Origin of the sequence: Bilophila sp. 4_1_30 (assembly GCF_000224655.1) — a bacterium.
In the GTDB taxonomy this organism is placed as follows: domain Bacteria; phylum Desulfobacterota; class Desulfovibrionia; order Desulfovibrionales; family Desulfovibrionaceae; genus Bilophila; species Bilophila wadsworthia.
Map to the genome: position 1 here is coordinate 497,622 of NZ_JH114233.1, position 17,175 is coordinate 514,796.

Genomic DNA, 17,175 nt, shown 5'->3' on the forward strand with positions numbered 1-17,175 from the left:
TTTCCGCGTTTTTGTTTTTCTTGGCACTGGATAGGTGCCAGACATCTTCTTCATCCACCCGGACCAGCTGTTGCCATCAAAAAAGCCCTCCGATCCGTTGGTGGTACGAACCGGAGGGCTTCCTGCCGCGTCGCCGCAGTTTGGCCTTATCATGTTAGGAGGGGGAACGCCTCCACCTTGCTACTGGATCAGCCCTTGTTCCTTGAGGGTCTTACGGGCCTTTTCCTTTTCCTGTTCGATGATTTCGCCAAACGCCTTTCCATCCTTATAGTAAGGGAGCAAACCGGCTCCGCGCACGCCCGCCTGATATTCTGGATCGGCGCATACCTTGGCGAGCGCGGCTTCGAGATATGCCTGCGCTTCCGCAGGGAAGTTCGGCGGAGTGGCGAGTCCGCGATACTTGGCGGATTCGAGCTTATAGCCAAGCTCGTTCATGGTCGGGACGTCAGGGCAGAGCTCATAACGATCCTTGGTTGCAATGGCGAGGCCTCGCGCGCCCTGCATACGCAGGAAGTTGGATGTGGAAGCGAAATAGCAGTCCACTTCGCCGCCAAGCAGCGCCGGTGCCGCCTTGCTGCCGCCGGGATAAGGGACTTGCGTGAACTGCGCGCCGGTGAACTTTTCCACGTTCATGAGAAAGATATGGTCGCCGGTGAGCTTGCCCACGGTCGCCGCCTTCACCTTGCCGGGATTGGCCTTGGCGTATTCGATCAGTTCTCCGAAACTCTTGAACGGGCTCTTTTCGCTGACGATCAGAATATCCGGATCGAATACGAGGCAGCAAAGCGGATTAAGCTGTTCCGTTTTGTAGCCCGGCTGGCCCTCGGGGCGCAGCATGGGCTGGAGCACGATATGCGGCAGATCCACGCCGCCGATATTGTACCCGTCCGCCTTCGCGCCGATCAGCCACGTCCAGCCGATTTCCCCGCCCGCGCCGGCCTTGTAGGTCACGACGATGGGCTGAGGGGTGACACCCTTGGCGAATTTCTCGATGAGCCGATGGCTCAGGTCGCTGCCGCCGCCCGCGTTGAATGCGGTCATGAGCATGATCGGCTTGGCAGGGTATTCCGCCATCGCCGGGAACGTGAGGCCAAGACAGATCCCCAAAGCAAGCAGTGAAGCATAGAACGTTTTCATAGCTACCTCAAAGATGGGTGGTGAAAAGACATTTTGTCGACCGTTGACTGTATTAAAACTCGGTCGACTGCCCGTGTCAAGTGCTGTTTGTCACAACACTTAAAAGTTCCTCTGAGTGGCTGTGACGAGCAGGTAAGGAGCGGTGCTTTGGGCGGCAACAGAAAAACCAGCGAGTCAGTAACCCAGAAAGACGGGAAGGAAGAGGCAAAGTGGTTTCTACCCGGCATCAGGCCGACGGCCTGTATGCGCGGTTTCAGGAAAAGGGGAGAGGCCGGAGCGGACGGCCGTTGTGCTCATTCCATGTATGGATTTTTGATTGCTGTAAATATGTTGCGTTCTCGTTGGTGAAAATCTAAAAGCCCTGTGCCGCGCAAAATCTCCAGTGGGAAAAAATGTGCGCAACGCTCAAGCCCGGAAGGTTCGGATTTCTGTTGCGCCGCCTAGAGCGGGGTAGTCTGCCGACCGAACCCGTGTGGAGTGCTGAAAGAGAACACTGGGCGGAACTCCCGATTTCTCCGTTTTTGGCGGCTCAAACATTTCACTGGGAGCCTGTTTCCGTAGGAACTCGGCACCGGCCATGTGAACAGCGGAAACATATTCTTTTGCATTTTGAGGGTATAAACTGCACTTATTTTGTTTATATAATTAGATAAATGAAGATGTTTCATTGAGTGGCGCATGACATGGTTCATTTTTGTCGACTATTTTTGTCGACAGAGTATTGACAGAGCGTGTTTCTTTTCACATACTGTCGACGGATGACAAAAAACGTCGCCAATGCTCGACCGTTGTTCGTACACGAGAGGCGCCAAGCCTTTTCCACTCAGGAGGATTTATATGCATACAGAATGTCTGGGGCTTGTTTGCCGTGAATGCGGGAAACGCATTCCTGAGGCTGAATGTGCCCTGTCTTGTCCCGATTGCGGCGCACCCATGCGCGTCATGTTTTCCGAGGCGTCGCTCCGTCAGGCACTGAGCGCGGGGCTGCCCGCTCCCGAAGGGCGTTCATTCCTCCGTCAGTGGCGGTCCATCCTGCCGATTTCCGATGCGTCGCTCATTGATCGCGTGAGCCTCGGTGAAGCTGAAACGCCGCTGTTGCCTTCTCACCGCTATGGTGAAAAACTTGGTATTCCGGATCTCTATTTCAAAGTGGAACAGGGGCCGACCCTGTCCTTGAAGGATCGCGGCACGGCCTTGTGCGTGCTCAAGGCACTGGAATTCGGCTGCAAGACCGTGTGCCTGTCCTCGTCCGGCAACAACGCGGCCAGCGTATCCGCCTACGGTTCCCGGGCCGGGCTGAATCCTGTGGTTTTCGTGCAGAAGCACGTTTCCGCAGCAAAAATCTTTAAAAGCCTCGTCTACGGCGGGCGCGTGGTCCGCATCGACGGCGACATGGCCGCCGCCAGCCGGATCTGTGGGGAAATGGTCAAGCGCCGCAAATGGTTCCAGTGTGGCGGCCCAAATCCTTACCGCATCGCCGCGAAGCGTACCTTCGCTTACGGCATCGTCCAGCAGCTTGGGCGGGCCCCGGATACGGTTCTTATCCCTTGCGGCGGTGGGGCCGGGATGGTCGCCGCGCATGATGCTTTCCGCGAGATGTTTGCCGCCGGGGTCATTGATCGCATGCCGCGCCTCGTCGGTGTGCAGCTGCAAGCCTGCGATCCCACGGCCCGCGCCTTCCATGAAGGTCGCGATGCCGTGACCCCCGTGGACAAGAAGCCTTCCCTTTCCGACGCCATCATGAACAACAACCCGTACTGGGGACGCTACTGCCTGCAGGCCGTGCGCGAAACCGGCGGTACCATGATTTCCGTTTCCGATGCCGACTTTATCCGCACCATCCGTGAACTGGGGCGGGAGGAAGGCTTGTTTACGGAACCGGCGGGTTCCGTCTCCGTGGCCGCCTTGCGGTACCTTGTGAAGGTGCCCGGTTTTGAAAATCCGGGCCTCACCGTCTGCAATCTCACCGGACATGGGCTGAACGTTCCGCAGGTCGCCACCGACGAAAGCGAAACGCCCGGCGTCATCCCCCCGACCGTGGAGGCCGTGGAAGCCTTCCTGCAAAGCTGAATCCCGGACAACGCACTGTAACTGCCACCTGAACACCTGTTGGAGGTAGACATGAAAAGCTTGTTCCTTTCCTCTCTTCTGGCCCTCGGCCTCTTGGCCGTTCCCGCACAGGCAGCCGAGTATCCGGCAAAGCCGATCACCCTGATGACCGCGTTCAACGCGGGCGGCGGCAGCGACGTCAGCCACAGGCTCCTCGAAAAATTCGCCAAGGGCGTTTTCGATCAGCCCATCGTCGTGACCTACAAGGCTGGCGCGGGCGGGGAAATCGGCTGGACATGGCTGGTCGGCGCAAAGGCGGACGGATACACCATCGGCGGCGTGGATCTGCCCCATATCGTGCTCCAGCCCATGCTGCGCCCCGAAGGGCAGCCGGGCTACAAGACGGAGCAGCTCAGCCCGCTTTGCGGCCTCGTTTACGACGCCAACGTGGTCATGGTCCCCGAGGACGGTCCTTATAAGACGTTTAAGGATCTCATTGAGTACGCCAAGACCAATCCCGGCAAGGTGAAGGTGGCGACAGTGGGCAAGCTCACCGGCGATCATCTCTTCCTCATGCAGATTGAAAAGCTCACCGGCGCGAAGTTCACGCAAGTCCCTTATTCCGGCAGCGGCAAGGCCATCCCGGCTTTGCTCAGCGGCGAAGTGGACGCCTATTTCGGTTCGGGTTCCAGCTTCCTGCGTATGGAAAAGACCCGCGGGCTCGCCATCGGCAGCAAGGAACGCTACGAGCTGTGCCCCGACGTGCCCACGTTCATTGAGCAGGGCTACGCCATTGAATCCGGCAAATATCGCGGGCTCGCCACGCCCCAGAACATTCCGGCCGAAGCACGGCAGTATTTGGAAACCAAGTTCGCGGAACTCTGCGCCAACCCTGAATACCAGAAGGCGGTCAAGAGCAGCGGCCTGATGCCTCAGTTCCAGACCGGCAAGGCCTTCGGTGAAATCATCCGTACGGAAGGCGAACAGGCCCAAAAAATCCTGGAGGCCTACGGTCTCCTCAAGTAGGTTCCGAGGGAGGGGGAAACCCCTCCCGCCATTGATGCTTCACCAATGAAACGAGCGAGATGAACATGTTTGATCCGTGGGTAGTCCTTTCCAATCTGTCCGACCCGGTCACGCTGCTGCTCATGACTCTGAGCGCCTGTTTCGGCATCATTATGGGGGCCGTCCCCGGATTGTCCGGCACGCTCGGCATCGCGCTGCTCCTCCCTTTTACATTCGGGCTTGAATCGGCAACCGCGCTGCTAATGCTCGGTTCCGTGTATTGCGGCTCAGAGTACGGCGGGTCCATCCCCTCCATCCTCATCAATACACCGGGAACGGCGGCGGCCCTCTGCACCACGTTCGACGGATACCCTATGGCCATGAAGGGGCAAGCGCAGAAAGCCCTTTTCACTGCGCTCATTTCGTCGGTGTTCGGAGGGATCTTCGGCGTTTCGGCGCTCCTGTTTCTGTCCGTGCCCCTCGCCAACGTGTCCATGAAATTCGGTGCGCCCGAACAATTCTGGCTGTGCGTGTTCGCACTGACTATCATCGCGTCCCTTTCTTCGGGCAATGTCCTCAAGGGCGTGATCGGCGCGCTTATCGGCCTCGTTCTTGCCTGCGTGGGCATGGACCCGGTCACTGGGTATCCCCGCTTTACCTTCAATACCATGGAACTCATGGGCGGGATCAACGTGGTCCCGGCGCTCATCGGGCTGTTCGCCATCCCCCAGGCCCTGTTGCTTCTGCGCCCCGCTGGGGAAAAGGGAGCCATGGCTCCCTATAATCCGGCCCCCGGTGTATTCTGGCAAACATTGAGGGATTTCTTCCGTCGTATATGGGTCACGCTTGTAGCCGGTGTGATCGGGGTCATTGTCGGCATCATGCCGGGCGCGGGCGGCAACATAGCGACCTTCGTAGCCTATAATGAAACCAAGCGTTTTTCCAAGAAACCCGAAGAGTTCGGCACCGGGGTCATGGAAGGCATCATGGCTCCCGAAGTCTGCAACAACGCAGTTGTCGGCGGAGCGCAGATCCCCATGCTCACCCTCGGCATCCCCGGCAGCGCACCCGCCGCCGTGATGCTCGGCGCGCTGATGACCCACGGCCTGAAGCCGGGTTTCGATCTGTTCTCGGAGCAGGGCGATATCGTATTCACCTATACGTTCGGGCTGATCCTGTCGAACTTCATCATCCTGCTGCTCGGCCTCGTGCTGGTACGCATCTTCGTGCGGGCGCTGAAAATTCCGCAGCATTTTCTGGTTGTGGCGATTCTGGCGCTGTCGGTGGTTGGTTCCTACTCCATCAGCAGCTCGTTGATGGACGTCCTGTCCATGGCGGCTTGCGGCTTACTCGGTTACGTGCTTGTGCGGTATAAGTACGGGGTCGCCCCCATGGCGCTTGGGCTTATCCTCGGCACCACGATGGAGGAAGGATTCAAGCTGTCGCTTCATCTCGGAGCGGCGGAAGGCAATATCATGCTGTTCTTCTTCTCGCGCCCGCAGAGCCTTGTGCTTATCATCCTTACGCTGCTTTCGCTCGGATATTCCATCTGGAAAGAATGCGGGGCCAAGAAAGTTTGATTTTGGGAACATGTCGCCTTTACTGCACAATGGCGTATACGGCTCAGTAAGAAAATGTTGGGATGCGGCGCAGCCCATCAGGAAGGATGCAGATGAAAGAACGTACCATAGATATTCTGACCGCTGTTTTTCTCATCGCCTTCAGCTTCGTCATGCGGGGCCAGCTTGAGGGCATCCCCCGCGAAGGCGTACTTTTTCCGCTGTGCGTGCTGTATTTGATCATGGCGTGCAGCGTCCTGTTGGCGCTCAAGGCCATTATGGCAGGCAAAGGGGAAATGTCCTTCTTCGGAGACATTCCCCCGCAGCGCTGGTGCCTTGTTTCCGCGATTTTCATCGTGCAGGTGCTTGGCGCAATGTATGTTTCATTCAAGATCAGCATGGCCGTCGGCATGTTTGCCATGCTGATTGTGCTGACCCCCCGCAAGACCGGCAAGGCACTGTTCGCCAATCTTGTGTTTACGGCGGCGTTTATCGTGTTTTTCCAGGTTTTTTTCACAAACATCATGCATATTTACTTTCCGGAGCCTTTCTTCGGATAATCCCCCTTTCCGAGAAATCTTCCGGTTCCTCCGAACAGGCGGTACGGTGCCGTCTCATCAACGTGCCGCCTGTTTCCCCTACAGACGAGGACGCCCCAATAACTGGGGCGTCTTTGTTTATGAACTGGTTGCCGCGTCTTCTTTTCACCCAACAAGGCGGTGATGAAGCTTGGCGGGACCATACCGTTACGGTTTCAGCCCCATCATGGATGTCCTGCTCGGGGAGAATCGAGAACAAGGCTCTCAGCTTGATTGTACAGCAGGGCGCTAAGATGCTGTTTTATTCCTCGTCAAAGATGGCACTTGCCGGAGACATAAGCTGGGCCGCCTCGTTGTAGTGCATGGTGGTTTGGATATTCGCATGTCCGGCAAGGGCCTGAATGCTTTCAAGGCGGGCTCCACGGCTTGCGAGCTGTGTGAAACAACTATGGCGAAACCAGTGCGGTGAAACGTCGCCTCTGGAGATGACAAGGGAAGACCATTTTTTGACGAGAGCATACAGCCCGTGCCGTGAGATAGGGCGTCCTCGGTGGCGGAGGTTTTCAAAGATCGGATACTCCGGACGAGGCGAGGTGTGACGCCGCAGTTCTTCAAGCGCCACTTGGGCTTTCTGGGGAAGATACACCCGCCGTGCCTTGCTGCCTTTACCCAGCACGTCAAGATACCAGCGCCCTTGCCAGTTGATCACATTCATCCATTTGAGAGATACCGCTTCTTCGGCGCGCAGTCCCGTCATGAACAAGACCCGAAAAAGGACAATGTCACGAAACGGTGCGCCTACTTCCTCCATGCCGGTGAAAAGGCGCTCCAGTTCATCACGCCCGAGGCTATGCGACAGATGACCCGGCAAAGACCCTTTGCCGTCATTGCGCTTTCGTTTCAAAAAAGCGGCGGGGTTGACTGTACAGACGCCTGAATCGACGAGATGCCGGAAAAAACTCCGGAGCGTAGCCGCCGCCGTGTTCCGGGAACTTGGTTTCAACCCTTTGTTTGTCAGATGCCGCAAATAGGCATCAATATCCCATGCTTTCAGCTGATTAAAGCTTTTCTTCGCATAATTGAAAAGGCCAATGATATACAGTGCATATAATTCTATTGTTTTTGTGGAATTGGCATACACCGCATGGAGGAAAAAGAGGATGACGCGTTCGTCGGGAAGGAGGTCCGACTGAAAAGAAATGTACTCTGCGATATTTTCATAATCGCGGCTGAGCATGAAATGTTCCAAGACACGCTTCCGATCAAGAGGTGCCCAATCAGGTATGGCTTTGGGGTGTTGTGCAGATGAGAGTGCCGGAAGGGGCATGAATAAAACCTCCATGAACAAGAGACAGCTACAGCCTATCGAACTTATGAGGGCACCGCAAGGCACATTCCCTTTGCATTTCATGAGATTGAGAGCATTGCGATGGGGCGGTATGTTGCCAGAGGCAGCTTTCAGGATAAAAAGCTTTTGAGGTATCGTTCGGCACAGAAAACAAAAATCACCAAAAATACCTAATGTGAGAACGATGTTGGCGGCATAGAGCTTTTACAAATCTGGACCGGGATCGCGCTTTCAGGAGATCCGTTCAGCAGGTCAGGAAAGTTTATTCCAGATAAATCGAGATATGGTTCGTATGACTCCAAAGAAAAAGTCTTGCAAAAATCGATTTTAAGGCGCTAAAAATTTTTTTATGATGTATGAATCGTAAAGCGCTTTAAAACGATTACAGCGCATTTTTAGCGCTTTTATTCTACTTTAAAATATTAGTTAACTTTATGACAGTAAAGTTAACTAAACTAGAAATGAACATTTCCCATGTTTTCTTCTATACGGACACCTCGTTTTTAAAATTTATCGTATGATTACATATAATTATACAAGAGATCCTATAGTATGCACCTCCTCTAAAAAATTGGTCATTCCACAAAAAAAGACGCGCGGAAAAACCGCGCGCCGCATATTCATCCTGACTGCCAACTAGTGTACCGAAGCCGCCATGCTCGAAAAACAATTGAGTGTCCGCGAAATGGCAAACGGAGTATCCGCGATAAACTCAAGACATGTTGGAGACAGGCGTTTTGCACCGGGAAGCATACAGAAAAGATCCGCATGGTAGGTCCGGACTGTGGAAACCTGTACGGAAAACGGCCCTGCAAGTTTGAACGGCTTGCATGAGACATTCCGCAGAGCCTTCTGGGCGGCCACGTGTAAAGCCTTATGGATCACCCCGATCGGCTGATGAACAGCCGCCCTCGTACTCAACGCCCGTTTCACAGTCACGATCTCCGCATTGGGGTAAACGGAAACAGCTTCTTCAGCGAGCCGGTCGTCACCGCTGATCAGACGGACGGGAATATCATACTCCCCGGCCAGCAATCCATTTAGATAATACTCACCCACAGGAACACCGTTGATACGGACCTCAGCGAACGCCGATCCGTTGATGGTGTGGGCCAGCACGCCATGCGCTCCGGCTCGCGCGTGATATCCGATCAGAAACAAACCATCCCACGGACCGCAATCAAGGCCGCCCATCATACCAAACAGGCGGGGCTTTCCAGAGACCAGGCACGCACCCGGATGCAGCTCTTCCAACAGGATATTGTTGTATTGCCCATGCCCGTCAGCCACCCATATCTCGGTAGCTCCGCCTTCCAATGCACCTTCGACGGCGGCATTGACTTCTCGGGTCATGAGCAGCCGCGCCCGTTCGTACTCGCCAGATCCGGGGCTCGTCTGCTCCGGGCTCATAACTCCGCTGATACCTTCAATATCCGCAGAAATCAAAATGCGCATAGCTTTCTCCGTATTCCGAATCAGAGCTGTTGCTGTTTTTAGCTTCGCACGATATCACGCCATTCCGGCAAAACTTCCTGAATGGAGGGCCGTCTATGACCATCGCGCCCGACAAACGGTTCCGCAAAAAACAGGGCTTTGAAAATAGCTTGTTCGGTCGCCTCTGCGGCAGCCTGAAACAGTCGGTCCATCCAGCCGTCCGGTGCATGAAGAAGCGGCACGGCGGATTCCGCCAACTGAGGGAGATGCTGGCTGGAAGAAAAGGCAATGGCTACGTCTCCGCTGCCATGTCCAAAAAGAGAGCCCGTCCGTGCAAGGCCATTCCCAGCCCGCCGGGCCAACCGTCCGAGCTGCAATACATCCAGCGGCGCATCGGTCGCCAGCAGCATGATGATGCTGCCCTTTTCCGGTGCAGCGGCGAGCGCGGCGGCTTCCGCACCGATACGGCCCAGCCGTTCTTGCAAAAGATGGCCCACGGGACGGCCAGACAGCAGGCAGTGTTCCGCTTTGCCGAAATTGGAGAGCACCAACGCGCCTACCGTAAAGGCTTGCCCGCCACACTCCGCTACTCGGGAGGCCGAACCGATGCCTCCCTTGAGATGGAAACAAGACATGCCCCGCCCGGCTCCAACACTTCCCTGCATGAATTCGCGTGAAGCCGAGGCGCAGGCTTCGATATAATGTTTTTCAGTTACGGCAAGAGCCTGAATATCGTTCAAATACCCATCGTTGCATTCAAGAACCAACGGGTTGACCGTCGACCACTCCCGGCCTACTTCCGGATGCGCGGACACTGCCGCACGGATTTGCGCCGTGGCGATTGCCCCCACGGAAAATGTGTTGGTCAACGCCAGCGGCGTTTCGAGACAACCGAGCTCCGCCATCTGCATCAGGCCGACACTTTTGCCGAAACCGTTGAATACACAACTGGCGGCAAGCGGCTTTTGCATCAGCGGATCGTCGTTGGGGAGCACCACAGTCACGCCGGTATGAACATTTCCTTCATCCAACGAGCAATGCCCGACGCGGACATCGCCCACGTCCGTGATCGCATCCAACGGGCCGCTCGGCAAAACCCCGATGCGGGGGAAATCCAATCCGTTCATGGCTATTCCTGATCGATCTTGGGATCAAGCGCGTCGCGCAGGCCGTCACCGAAAAGGTTAAACATGAGCACCGTCAAAAAAATGGCGAGGCTCGGAAAAATCGCCACATGCGGGGCCACCACCATATCGGCGCGGGCCTCATTCAACATCGCTCCCCACTCAGGTGTGGGCGGCTGCGCGCCAAGACCGAGGAAGGACAAGCTGGCGGCGGTGATGATGGACGTGCCGATACGCATGGAAAAGTACACGACGATGGACGAGATCGTACCAGGGAAAATATGGCGCAGCATAATCGTCATCGGACCGGCACCGAGACTGCGGGCCGCCTCGACAAACGTCTGGCGCTTGAGTGACAGCGTGTTGCCGCGCACCAAACGGGCGAATGCGGGAATGCTGAAGATTGCCACGGCGAGAATGACGTTCGCCATACCGCTTCCGAGAACCGCAACCACGCTGATGGCGAGGAGGATGCCGGGGAAAGCGAACAGCACGTCACAGACGCGCATGACCACACGGTCCCACCAGCCTTCAAAATACCCGGAGGTCAGGCCAAGCAGCGTCCCGACAACCGCGCCAACCAGCACGGAGGAAAAACCGGCAGCAAGCGAAATGCGCGCGCCCGCAAGGATGCGGCTGAAAATGTCGCGCCCGAGAGAATCCACGCCGAACCAATGCTGGAGCGAGGGTCCAGCATTCAACATATCGTAGTCAAAATAATTTTCAGGATCATAAGGCACAAGCCAAGGCCAAAAGATGGCGATCAGAACCAATAGGCCAATGAAACTGCCCGCAAACAGTGTCATGCGCTGCCGCTTGAACTTACGCCAGAATTCGCTCCACGGAGTACGGACTTTTGTGGGGCCGGATGCGACTGATACGTTGTTTTGCATACTCATATCACTTGAAGCAGATTCGTGGGTTGATGACGGCATAGAGGATATCCACCAGCAGATTGATCAGGATGAATTCGAGCGAAAACAGGAGCACTTCGGCCTGAAGAACCGGGTAGTCCCGCATTTCCACGGCATCCACGAGCAGACGGCCAAGGCCGGGCCAGTTGAATACCTTCTCAACCACGATGGAACCGCCGAGCAGAAAACCGAACTGGAGGCCCATCATGGTCACGACAGGGATGAGCGCATTGCGCAGGCCGTGCTTGACGATGACCGCCCACTCGCTCAGGCCTTTGGCGCGGGCCGTACGGATATAGTCGTCCTGCAGGATCTCCACAAAAGACGCGCGAGTGAACCGGGCCATGACAGCGGCGACGCCCGCCCCCAGCGTGATGGACGGCAAAATATAGTGTTTCCACGAGTCCGCTCCGACAGTGGGCAGCCAGCCCAGCGAAACGGAAAAAATTTCCATGAGCAACAGCCCGAGCGCAAAGGTCGGGAAGGAAATCCCGGAAACGGCAAGCGCCATCCCCGCGTGATCCTGCCATTTGTTGCGCTTTGTGGCTGAAATCATGCCGATGATCAGCCCGAAGAAGACCGACCAGACCATGCTCCAGACGGTGAGCCAGAAGGTCGCCGCGAAGCGCTCCCCGATTTCCACACTGACGGGGCGCTTGGTCCGCAGGGAGGTGCCGAAGTCGCCTTTGGTAATGATGTTGCCGAAATAGGTGATGAACTGTTCAGGAAGGGGCTTGTCCAGCCCAAGATCCTTGCGAACCAGTTCCACGGTGACCTGATCCGCTTCCGGCCCGGCGGCAAGGCGCGCGGGATCGCCGGGAAGCATGTGCACAAACAGGAACACGATCACCGCGACCAGAAACAGTGTGGGCAGCAACCCGAGGAGGCGTTTGAGAAAATAGTGGAGCATCCGTTGAAACCTCGCCGAAGGGCGGAATGACGGGCCGGGCATGACGCCCGGCCCTGACACTGGAATTATTGCAGATCGATTTCTTCGAAGAAGTAGTTGGCGTCAGGCATGACGTACATGCCGGTCAGCTTCTTGCTGGTCGCGTAGAGCAGCTTTTCGGTCACGAGGAAGGCCCAAGGTGCGTCCTTCCAGATTTCTTCCTGCACTTCGGTGTACAGCTTGGTCTTTTCGGCGCGGTCGGTGGTACCGAGCGCCTTCATGATGTCCGCGTCCACCGTGGGGTTTTTATAGTAGGAAATGTTGTACATGGAAGGCGGAGTCTTGTCTCCGGCGAACAGCGGGCGCAGGCCCCAGTCGGCTTCGCCGGTGGAGGAGGACCAGCCGGTGTAGTACAGGCGGACGGGCGCGGTGGCGGCATCCTGATGGCTTTCCACCTTTTCCACGCGCTGACCGGCTTCCAGAGCCTGAACCTGAGCCTTGATGCCCACCTGAGCGAGCTGCTGCTGGATGAACTGGATCACCTTCTGGCCGGTGGTGTGGTTGTAAGCGGACCACAACGTCGTCTCGAAACCATTGGGATATCCGGCTTCGGCAAGCAATTCCTTAGCCTTCTTGGGGTTGTACGGCCAAGGACCAAGCTTGACGGCATAGTCGACGCCCTGCGGCAGCGGGCCTTCCGAGGGGAAGGCGTAACCGCTGAAAGCCACCTTGGCGAGGGCTTCCTTATTGATGGCGTAGTTGATGGCCTGGCGCACACGGAGGTCGTCGAACGGCTTCTGGAGCATATTCATGTTCAGGTAGCGCGTCACGATGGAAGGCGCGGCGACCAGCTTGAGGTGCTCGTCCTTTTCCAGAACAGCGGCCTGTTCATACGGCACAGGGAAGGTGAAGTGGGCTTCGCCGGTACGCATCATCGCGGAACGGGCGTTGTTGTCCACAACGGGCACCCAGGTGATGGTATCGATCTTGGGCAAGCCGGGGCGCCAGTAGTTCTCGTTCTTCACACCCTTAAGATAGTCGGTCTGCTTCCATTCCACGAATTTGTACGGACCGGTGCCCACGGGGTGGAACATGATGTCCTTACCGTACTTCTTGAGCGCGGTGGGGGAAATCATGACCGCGGAGGGGTGCGCGAGCTGGTTGATGAAGGGCGAAAAGGGCGTCTTCAAGGTCACCTTGGCGGTGAGGTCGTCGACCACTTCGGTCTTGGCGATGTTGGAATACAGGCTGTAGCGCTTCAGCTTGTTTTCCGGGTTGGTAACGCGGTCGAAGTTGACCTTGACGGCTTCGGCGTTGAAGTCTGTGCCGTCGTGGAATTTCACACCTTTGCGCAGGTGGAAGGTGTACACGAGCCCGTCGGGGGACACGTCGTAACTTTCGGCGAGCACGGGACGCAGTTCAAGCTTCTCGTTGAAGCCGAACAGCCCTTCATAGAAGGTTTTCGCACAAGCGTGGGACAGCGTATCGTTGGCATCCCACGGGTCGGTGGTGGTCAAGGTCGAGGCGATGGCAAGCACTACGTCCTTGGACGCATGGGCCTGCGGAGCGCACAACGCCACAACCATCGTCGCGGCAATAAGCACTTTTTTCCATGTGTTACAGAAAAACATACATACTCCTCACTGATGCGCCTGAAAGGCGGGTTGATGACGACGCCCTGCGCCATCGCGGAACGTCGGACAATCCTGAACGTGTTGAACGAACTCAGCGCTTTCGCTCCAGCAGGCTCGAAAAACGCTCTTTATGCAGCCAAGCTCGCCATGAAAACGGAGTCCCGCCGAAAAACGTCCCTCGGCGAAGCACTCTTGAAGCGCGAAGCGTTAGACGATCCTAAAACCAGTTCGCCACCTGCTCTTCAGATACGAAATGGCCAGGGCTCACTTCTTTGAGGGGGGCCACCACGGGCTCATAATCCGCAGAACGGACAGGGCTTGGGATTTCGCCCGTCAGCAAGGTGTGTGACATGGTGCGCCGCGAGGGATCCGGAATAGGCACGGCGGACATGAGCCGTTTGGTATAGGGATGCAACGGGTTTTCAAAGACGTCACGCCGGGAGCCAAGCTCCACGATCTGCCCGAGGTACATAACGGCCACCCGATGGCAGACGCGTTCTATAACGGCCATATCGTGGGAAATAAAGAGGAAGGCAATGCGGAATTCTTTTTGGAGGGCCAGAAGGAGGTTGATGATCTGGGCACGTACGGATACGTCGAGGGCGGAAACGGATTCGTCGGCAATGATGATTTCCGGATTCATCGCCAATGCGCGGGCGATACAGACGCGCTGGCGCTGCCCGCCGGAGAATTCATGCGGATAGCGTACGGCCATCGCGGGATCCAGATCGACGCGCTCCAGCAGTTCCCCAACCCGGCGTTCAGCTTCCTGCCGGGAACAGACCTTATGGATCAGCAGAGGTTCCATGATGGAAAAGCCCACTGTAAGGCGGGGGTCCAGAGCCGCATAGGGATCTTGGAATACATACTGGATATTACGCCGCAGCTTTTGCAGCTGAGAGCCGGATACCTGCGTAAGTTCTTGCCCGTTAAACACAATACTGCCCGAACGCGGGGTTTCAAGCCCGATCAGCGAACGGCCGATAGTGGACTTTCCACAACCGGACTCACCCACCAGGCCAAGGGTTTCACCGGGATACAGGTTGAAACTCACCTGCTCCACGGCATGGACGCGGCGTTTCACCTTGCCCCAGAAACCGGTTTCCACATCAAAGCGGGTGATCAGATTATCCACACTGAGCACGGGGCCATCCGACACGGATGGCGCGGAAGCGACAGGTTCGGGCATGTCGACGGGCGTTTCATCCATGTCGGCGGTGCCCAGCTGTTCGGCTTCGGGATCAGTAATACGCAGCAGCGGGAAGGGAGCGGGTTCGTCAGTCCCCCGCATGGACCCGAGGCGCGGGACAGCCGCCAGCAGGGATTGCGTATAGGGGTGGCGCGGGTTGTGGAAAATCTGCTCACAGGTGCCCTCTTCCACCGCCTCCCCGTGGTACATGACGAGTACCCGGTCAGCGACCTCCGCCACCACGCCCATGTCGTGGGTGATGAAGATGACCGCCATGCCCATCTCTTCCTGCAGCTGCCGGATGAGCTGGAGGATCTGCGCCTGAATGGTCACGTCGAGCGCTGTCGTCGGTTCGTCGGCGATAAGCAGGGAAGGCTTGCAGGACAAGGCCATCGCGATCATGACGCGCTGGCGCATCCCCCCGGAAAGCTGGTGCGGATACCGCTTGAGGATCTGCTTGGCTTCAGGGATACGGACAAGCTCAAGCATCCTGAGAGCTTCGGCCTCCGCCTCCGCGTGGCTGAGCCCCTGATGGAGCATGACCGCCTCCGCTACCTGTGTCCCCACGGAAAACACGGGGTTCAGGGAGGTCATGGGCTCCTGAAAAATCATTGAAATTTCGCCGCCCCGGATAGTGCGCATGACACTGTCGGCGGCCTTGGCCAGATCGAGTTTTCCACCGTTCCTGCGGGTGAAGGAGATCTTCCCCGAGGCAATGGTTCCCCCGCCATGCTCAATGAGGCGCATCACGGACAATGACGTAACGGATTTCCCGGAGCCCGATTCACCCACGATGGCCAAGACTTCCCCGGCCCGCACGTGAAACCCCAGATCCTTTACGGCAACAACGCTTCGTTCGGACGTATCGAAGCGGACGGTCAATCCCTGGACTTCCAGGACGTTTCTGTCACTCGGCCCCATTCCCTTCTCCAATTCCCAACCTAAACGGTACTCCGCCCCTTCCGGAACGGTTCCCAGAGACGGACGCGGACAAGCCAACAACTTTATCGGAACAAATTCGAGGCTGGGGATTTCACAGGGCCTTGCCGAACCGGCAAAACCACGTTGGGAAAATCCCGCAGCCTTCGTTTTCGTTCGAGAATATCCATTAGAAGCCTAAACGACCCTGTTCTGTCAATAGAAAAAAAGCACTCCCCCTCTGCAAAAAGGGCTGAATGCCTTTTTTCTCTTTATCGTGAAAAACAGAACAAAATCACCGACCTCACTCATCTTCACGAATAAATGCAAACAACAGGCGGAAACGACATGCAGAATGAGCTCACCACCTGTTTTTTCCACGCTCAACAGCCTTCTTCCTGTCCATAAATGGCCACGAGCGGGGCCTCCGCCCCCCTGACACATCCCCGGTACATGCCTTCGGAGATGAACGGCAGCGTCACATGCCCCTTTTTATCCACGGCAATGAGCCCGCCCGTGCCTCCAAGCTCGCCCACCCGGGCCAGCACGGCGCGTACGGCGTCCTCAAGGCTCGCCCCCTGATAGCGCACGCGGGCCGCTACGTCGTGTCCCACCACCAGCCGGATGAAATATTCGCCGGAACCGGTGCAGGAAACCGCCACGCCATCATCGGCATAGCAACCCGCGCCGACGATGGGCGTATCCCCCACCCGTCCGGGAAGCTTGTTGGTCATGCCGCCCGTGGAGGTCGCCGCAGCCAGATTGCCCCGGCTATCCAGCGCCACCGCACCCACAGTGCCCATTTTCGTCTTCTCGTCGAGCGGATTCCCGGCGAAGGAAAGCTTACTCGCCGCAGCCGCGCCGTCGTGGTCGAGCACAGCCGCGCCGGGTTGCCTCGCCTGCGCCTGATGCAGCTGGGCCAAACGGTGTTCCGTGTCAAAGTACGCATCGGGCATAAATTCTACGCCGTGTTCGCGGAGGAACGCCATCGCGCCGTCGCTGGTCATCAGGACATGCGGAGACTGCTCCATGACCACACGGGCCGCCCGGATCGGGTTCTTGACGCCGTGTACGCACGAAAGCGCACCGGTTCGCAACGTGCTGCCGTCCATGATCGCGGCATCCATCTCGTGGGTTTCGGCGCTGGTGTAAACCGCGCCGCGCCCGGCATTGAACAGCGGGCAGTCCTCAAGCATGGACACGGCCAGCGTCACCGTATCAAGGGCGGAGGCTCCGGCGGCCAGCGCGTCCCGCCCTTTCTCCAGAATGGACTGAAGGGCGCCGCGGTATTCGCGCTCCGCCTCAGCGGAAAGGGCTTCCCGGTTGATTGTGCCCGCGCCGCCGTGAATAGCCAAAACAGGAACCTGTACCATGAACGTTTCCTCCAAAAAAACGGGAAGGAATCTCCCCGAAATATGGCGCATTCCTACCGCGCC

13 protein-coding genes are annotated in these 17,175 nt (G+C 57.1%); 4 read left to right on the plus strand and 9 right to left on the minus strand.

The features are described 5' to 3' along the window. Positions 1-180: 180 nt before the first annotated feature. Positions 181-1,137: a tripartite tricarboxylate transporter substrate binding protein gene (locus HMPREF0178_RS14100; RefSeq protein ID WP_009368713.1), complete on the minus strand. Its 957-nt coding sequence runs from the start codon at positions 1,135-1,137 to the stop codon at positions 181-183. Positions 1,138-1,974: 837 nt separating this feature from the next. Between HMPREF0178_RS14100 and HMPREF0178_RS14105 the strand changes: the two genes are divergently transcribed. The 4 genes from HMPREF0178_RS14105 to HMPREF0178_RS14120 all read left to right on the plus strand — a co-directional run bounded on the left by HMPREF0178_RS14105 (position 1,975) and on the right by HMPREF0178_RS14120 (position 6,310). Further along, on the plus strand, positions 1,975-3,207 hold the full coding sequence (locus HMPREF0178_RS14105; protein ID WP_009368714.1) for a pyridoxal-phosphate dependent enzyme: 1,233 nt from the start codon (positions 1,975-1,977) through the stop codon (positions 3,205-3,207). 51 nt (positions 3,208-3,258) lie between these two features. Beyond that, complete coding sequence (locus tag HMPREF0178_RS14110) at positions 3,259-4,212, plus strand: tripartite tricarboxylate transporter substrate binding protein (protein ID WP_009368715.1); 954 nt, start codon at positions 3,259-3,261, stop codon at positions 4,210-4,212. Positions 4,213-4,271: 59 nt separating this feature from the next. Further along, entirely contained in the window at positions 4,272-5,771 is a 1,500-nt protein-coding gene (locus tag HMPREF0178_RS14115; protein ID WP_232281282.1) for a tripartite tricarboxylate transporter permease, read from the plus strand. Positions 5,772-5,863: 92 nt separating this feature from the next. Next, positions 5,864-6,310, plus strand: a complete 447-nt coding sequence (locus HMPREF0178_RS14120; RefSeq protein ID WP_009368717.1) for a hypothetical protein — start codon at positions 5,864-5,866, stop codon at positions 6,308-6,310. 280 nt (positions 6,311-6,590) lie between these two features. Here the strand turns inward: HMPREF0178_RS14120 and HMPREF0178_RS14125 are convergent, their stop codons facing one another. The 8 genes from HMPREF0178_RS14125 to HMPREF0178_RS14160 form a co-directional block, all read right to left on the minus strand. Further along, on the minus strand, positions 6,591-7,526 hold the full coding sequence (locus HMPREF0178_RS14125) for a tyrosine-type recombinase/integrase (protein WP_232281283.1): 936 nt from the start codon (positions 7,524-7,526) through the stop codon (positions 6,591-6,593). Between the two features lie 747 nt (positions 7,527-8,273). Continuing rightward, entirely contained in the window at positions 8,274-9,092 is an 819-nt protein-coding gene (locus tag HMPREF0178_RS14130) for a M55 family metallopeptidase (RefSeq protein ID WP_009368719.1), read from the minus strand. A gap of 38 nt (positions 9,093-9,130) precedes the next feature. After that, the gene (locus tag HMPREF0178_RS14135; RefSeq protein WP_009368720.1) at positions 9,131-10,198 is read right to left on the minus strand and encodes a P1 family peptidase; all 1,068 of its coding nucleotides are present in this window, start codon (positions 10,196-10,198) and stop codon (positions 9,131-9,133) included. 2 nt (positions 10,199-10,200) lie between these two features. Further along, a complete protein-coding gene (gene gsiD, locus HMPREF0178_RS14140) occupies positions 10,201-11,094 on the minus strand; it encodes a glutathione ABC transporter permease GsiD (RefSeq protein ID WP_005024434.1) in 894 nt (297 codons plus the stop codon). 1 nt (position 11,095) lies between these two features. After that, positions 11,096-12,019: a glutathione ABC transporter permease GsiC gene (gsiC, locus tag HMPREF0178_RS14145; protein WP_005024432.1), complete on the minus strand. Its 924-nt coding sequence runs from the start codon at positions 12,017-12,019 to the stop codon at positions 11,096-11,098. A gap of 65 nt (positions 12,020-12,084) precedes the next feature. Further along, positions 12,085-13,629: a glutathione ABC transporter substrate-binding protein GsiB gene (gene gsiB / locus HMPREF0178_RS14150; protein WP_009368721.1), complete on the minus strand. Its 1,545-nt coding sequence runs from the start codon at positions 13,627-13,629 to the stop codon at positions 12,085-12,087. A gap of 220 nt (positions 13,630-13,849) precedes the next feature. Beyond that, positions 13,850-15,742 carry a dipeptide ABC transporter ATP-binding protein gene (locus HMPREF0178_RS14155; protein ID WP_009368722.1) on the minus strand — a complete coding sequence of 631 codons (1,893 nt, stop codon included), beginning with the start codon at positions 15,740-15,742 and terminating at the stop codon, positions 13,850-13,852. A 380-nt stretch (positions 15,743-16,122) separates the two neighbouring features. Beyond that, positions 16,123-17,112: an isoaspartyl peptidase/L-asparaginase family protein gene (locus HMPREF0178_RS14160; protein ID WP_009368723.1), complete on the minus strand. Its 990-nt coding sequence runs from the start codon at positions 17,110-17,112 to the stop codon at positions 16,123-16,125. Positions 17,113-17,175 lie beyond the last annotated feature (63 nt).

What these genes read in the sequence shown, in the direction of transcription:
- HMPREF0178_RS14100 (WP_009368713.1), bottom strand. Translation starts at nt 1,137, where the DNA reads ATGAAAACGTTCTATGCTTCACTGCTTGCTTTGGGGATCTGTCTTGGC.
- HMPREF0178_RS14105 (WP_009368714.1), top strand. Translation starts at nt 1,975, where the DNA reads ATGCATACAGAATGTCTGGGGCTTGTTTGCCGTGAATGCGGGAAACGC.
- HMPREF0178_RS14110 (WP_009368715.1), top strand. Translation starts at nt 3,259, where the DNA reads ATGAAAAGCTTGTTCCTTTCCTCTCTTCTGGCCCTCGGCCTCTTGGCC.
- HMPREF0178_RS14115 (WP_232281282.1), top strand. Translation starts at nt 4,272, where the DNA reads ATGAACATGTTTGATCCGTGGGTAGTCCTTTCCAATCTGTCCGACCCG.
- HMPREF0178_RS14120 (WP_009368717.1), top strand. Translation starts at nt 5,864, where the DNA reads ATGAAAGAACGTACCATAGATATTCTGACCGCTGTTTTTCTCATCGCC.
- HMPREF0178_RS14125 (WP_232281283.1), bottom strand. Translation starts at nt 7,526, where the DNA reads ATGCTCAGCCGCGATTATGAAAATATCGCAGAGTACATTTCTTTTCAG.
- HMPREF0178_RS14130 (WP_009368719.1), bottom strand. Translation starts at nt 9,092, where the DNA reads ATGCGCATTTTGATTTCTGCGGATATTGAAGGTATCAGCGGAGTTATG.
- HMPREF0178_RS14135 (WP_009368720.1), bottom strand. Translation starts at nt 10,198, where the DNA reads ATGAACGGATTGGATTTCCCCCGCATCGGGGTTTTGCCGAGCGGCCCG.
- gsiD (WP_005024434.1), bottom strand. Translation starts at nt 11,094, where the DNA reads ATGAGTATGCAAAACAACGTATCAGTCGCATCCGGCCCCACAAAAGTC.
- gsiC (WP_005024432.1), bottom strand. Translation starts at nt 12,019, where the DNA reads ATGCTCCACTATTTTCTCAAACGCCTCCTCGGGTTGCTGCCCACACTG.
- gsiB (WP_009368721.1), bottom strand. Translation starts at nt 13,629, where the DNA reads ATGTTTTTCTGTAACACATGGAAAAAAGTGCTTATTGCCGCGACGATG.
- HMPREF0178_RS14155 (WP_009368722.1), bottom strand. Translation starts at nt 15,742, where the DNA reads ATGGGGCCGAGTGACAGAAACGTCCTGGAAGTCCAGGGATTGACCGTC.
- HMPREF0178_RS14160 (WP_009368723.1), bottom strand. Translation starts at nt 17,112, where the DNA reads ATGGTACAGGTTCCTGTTTTGGCTATTCACGGCGGCGCGGGCACAATC.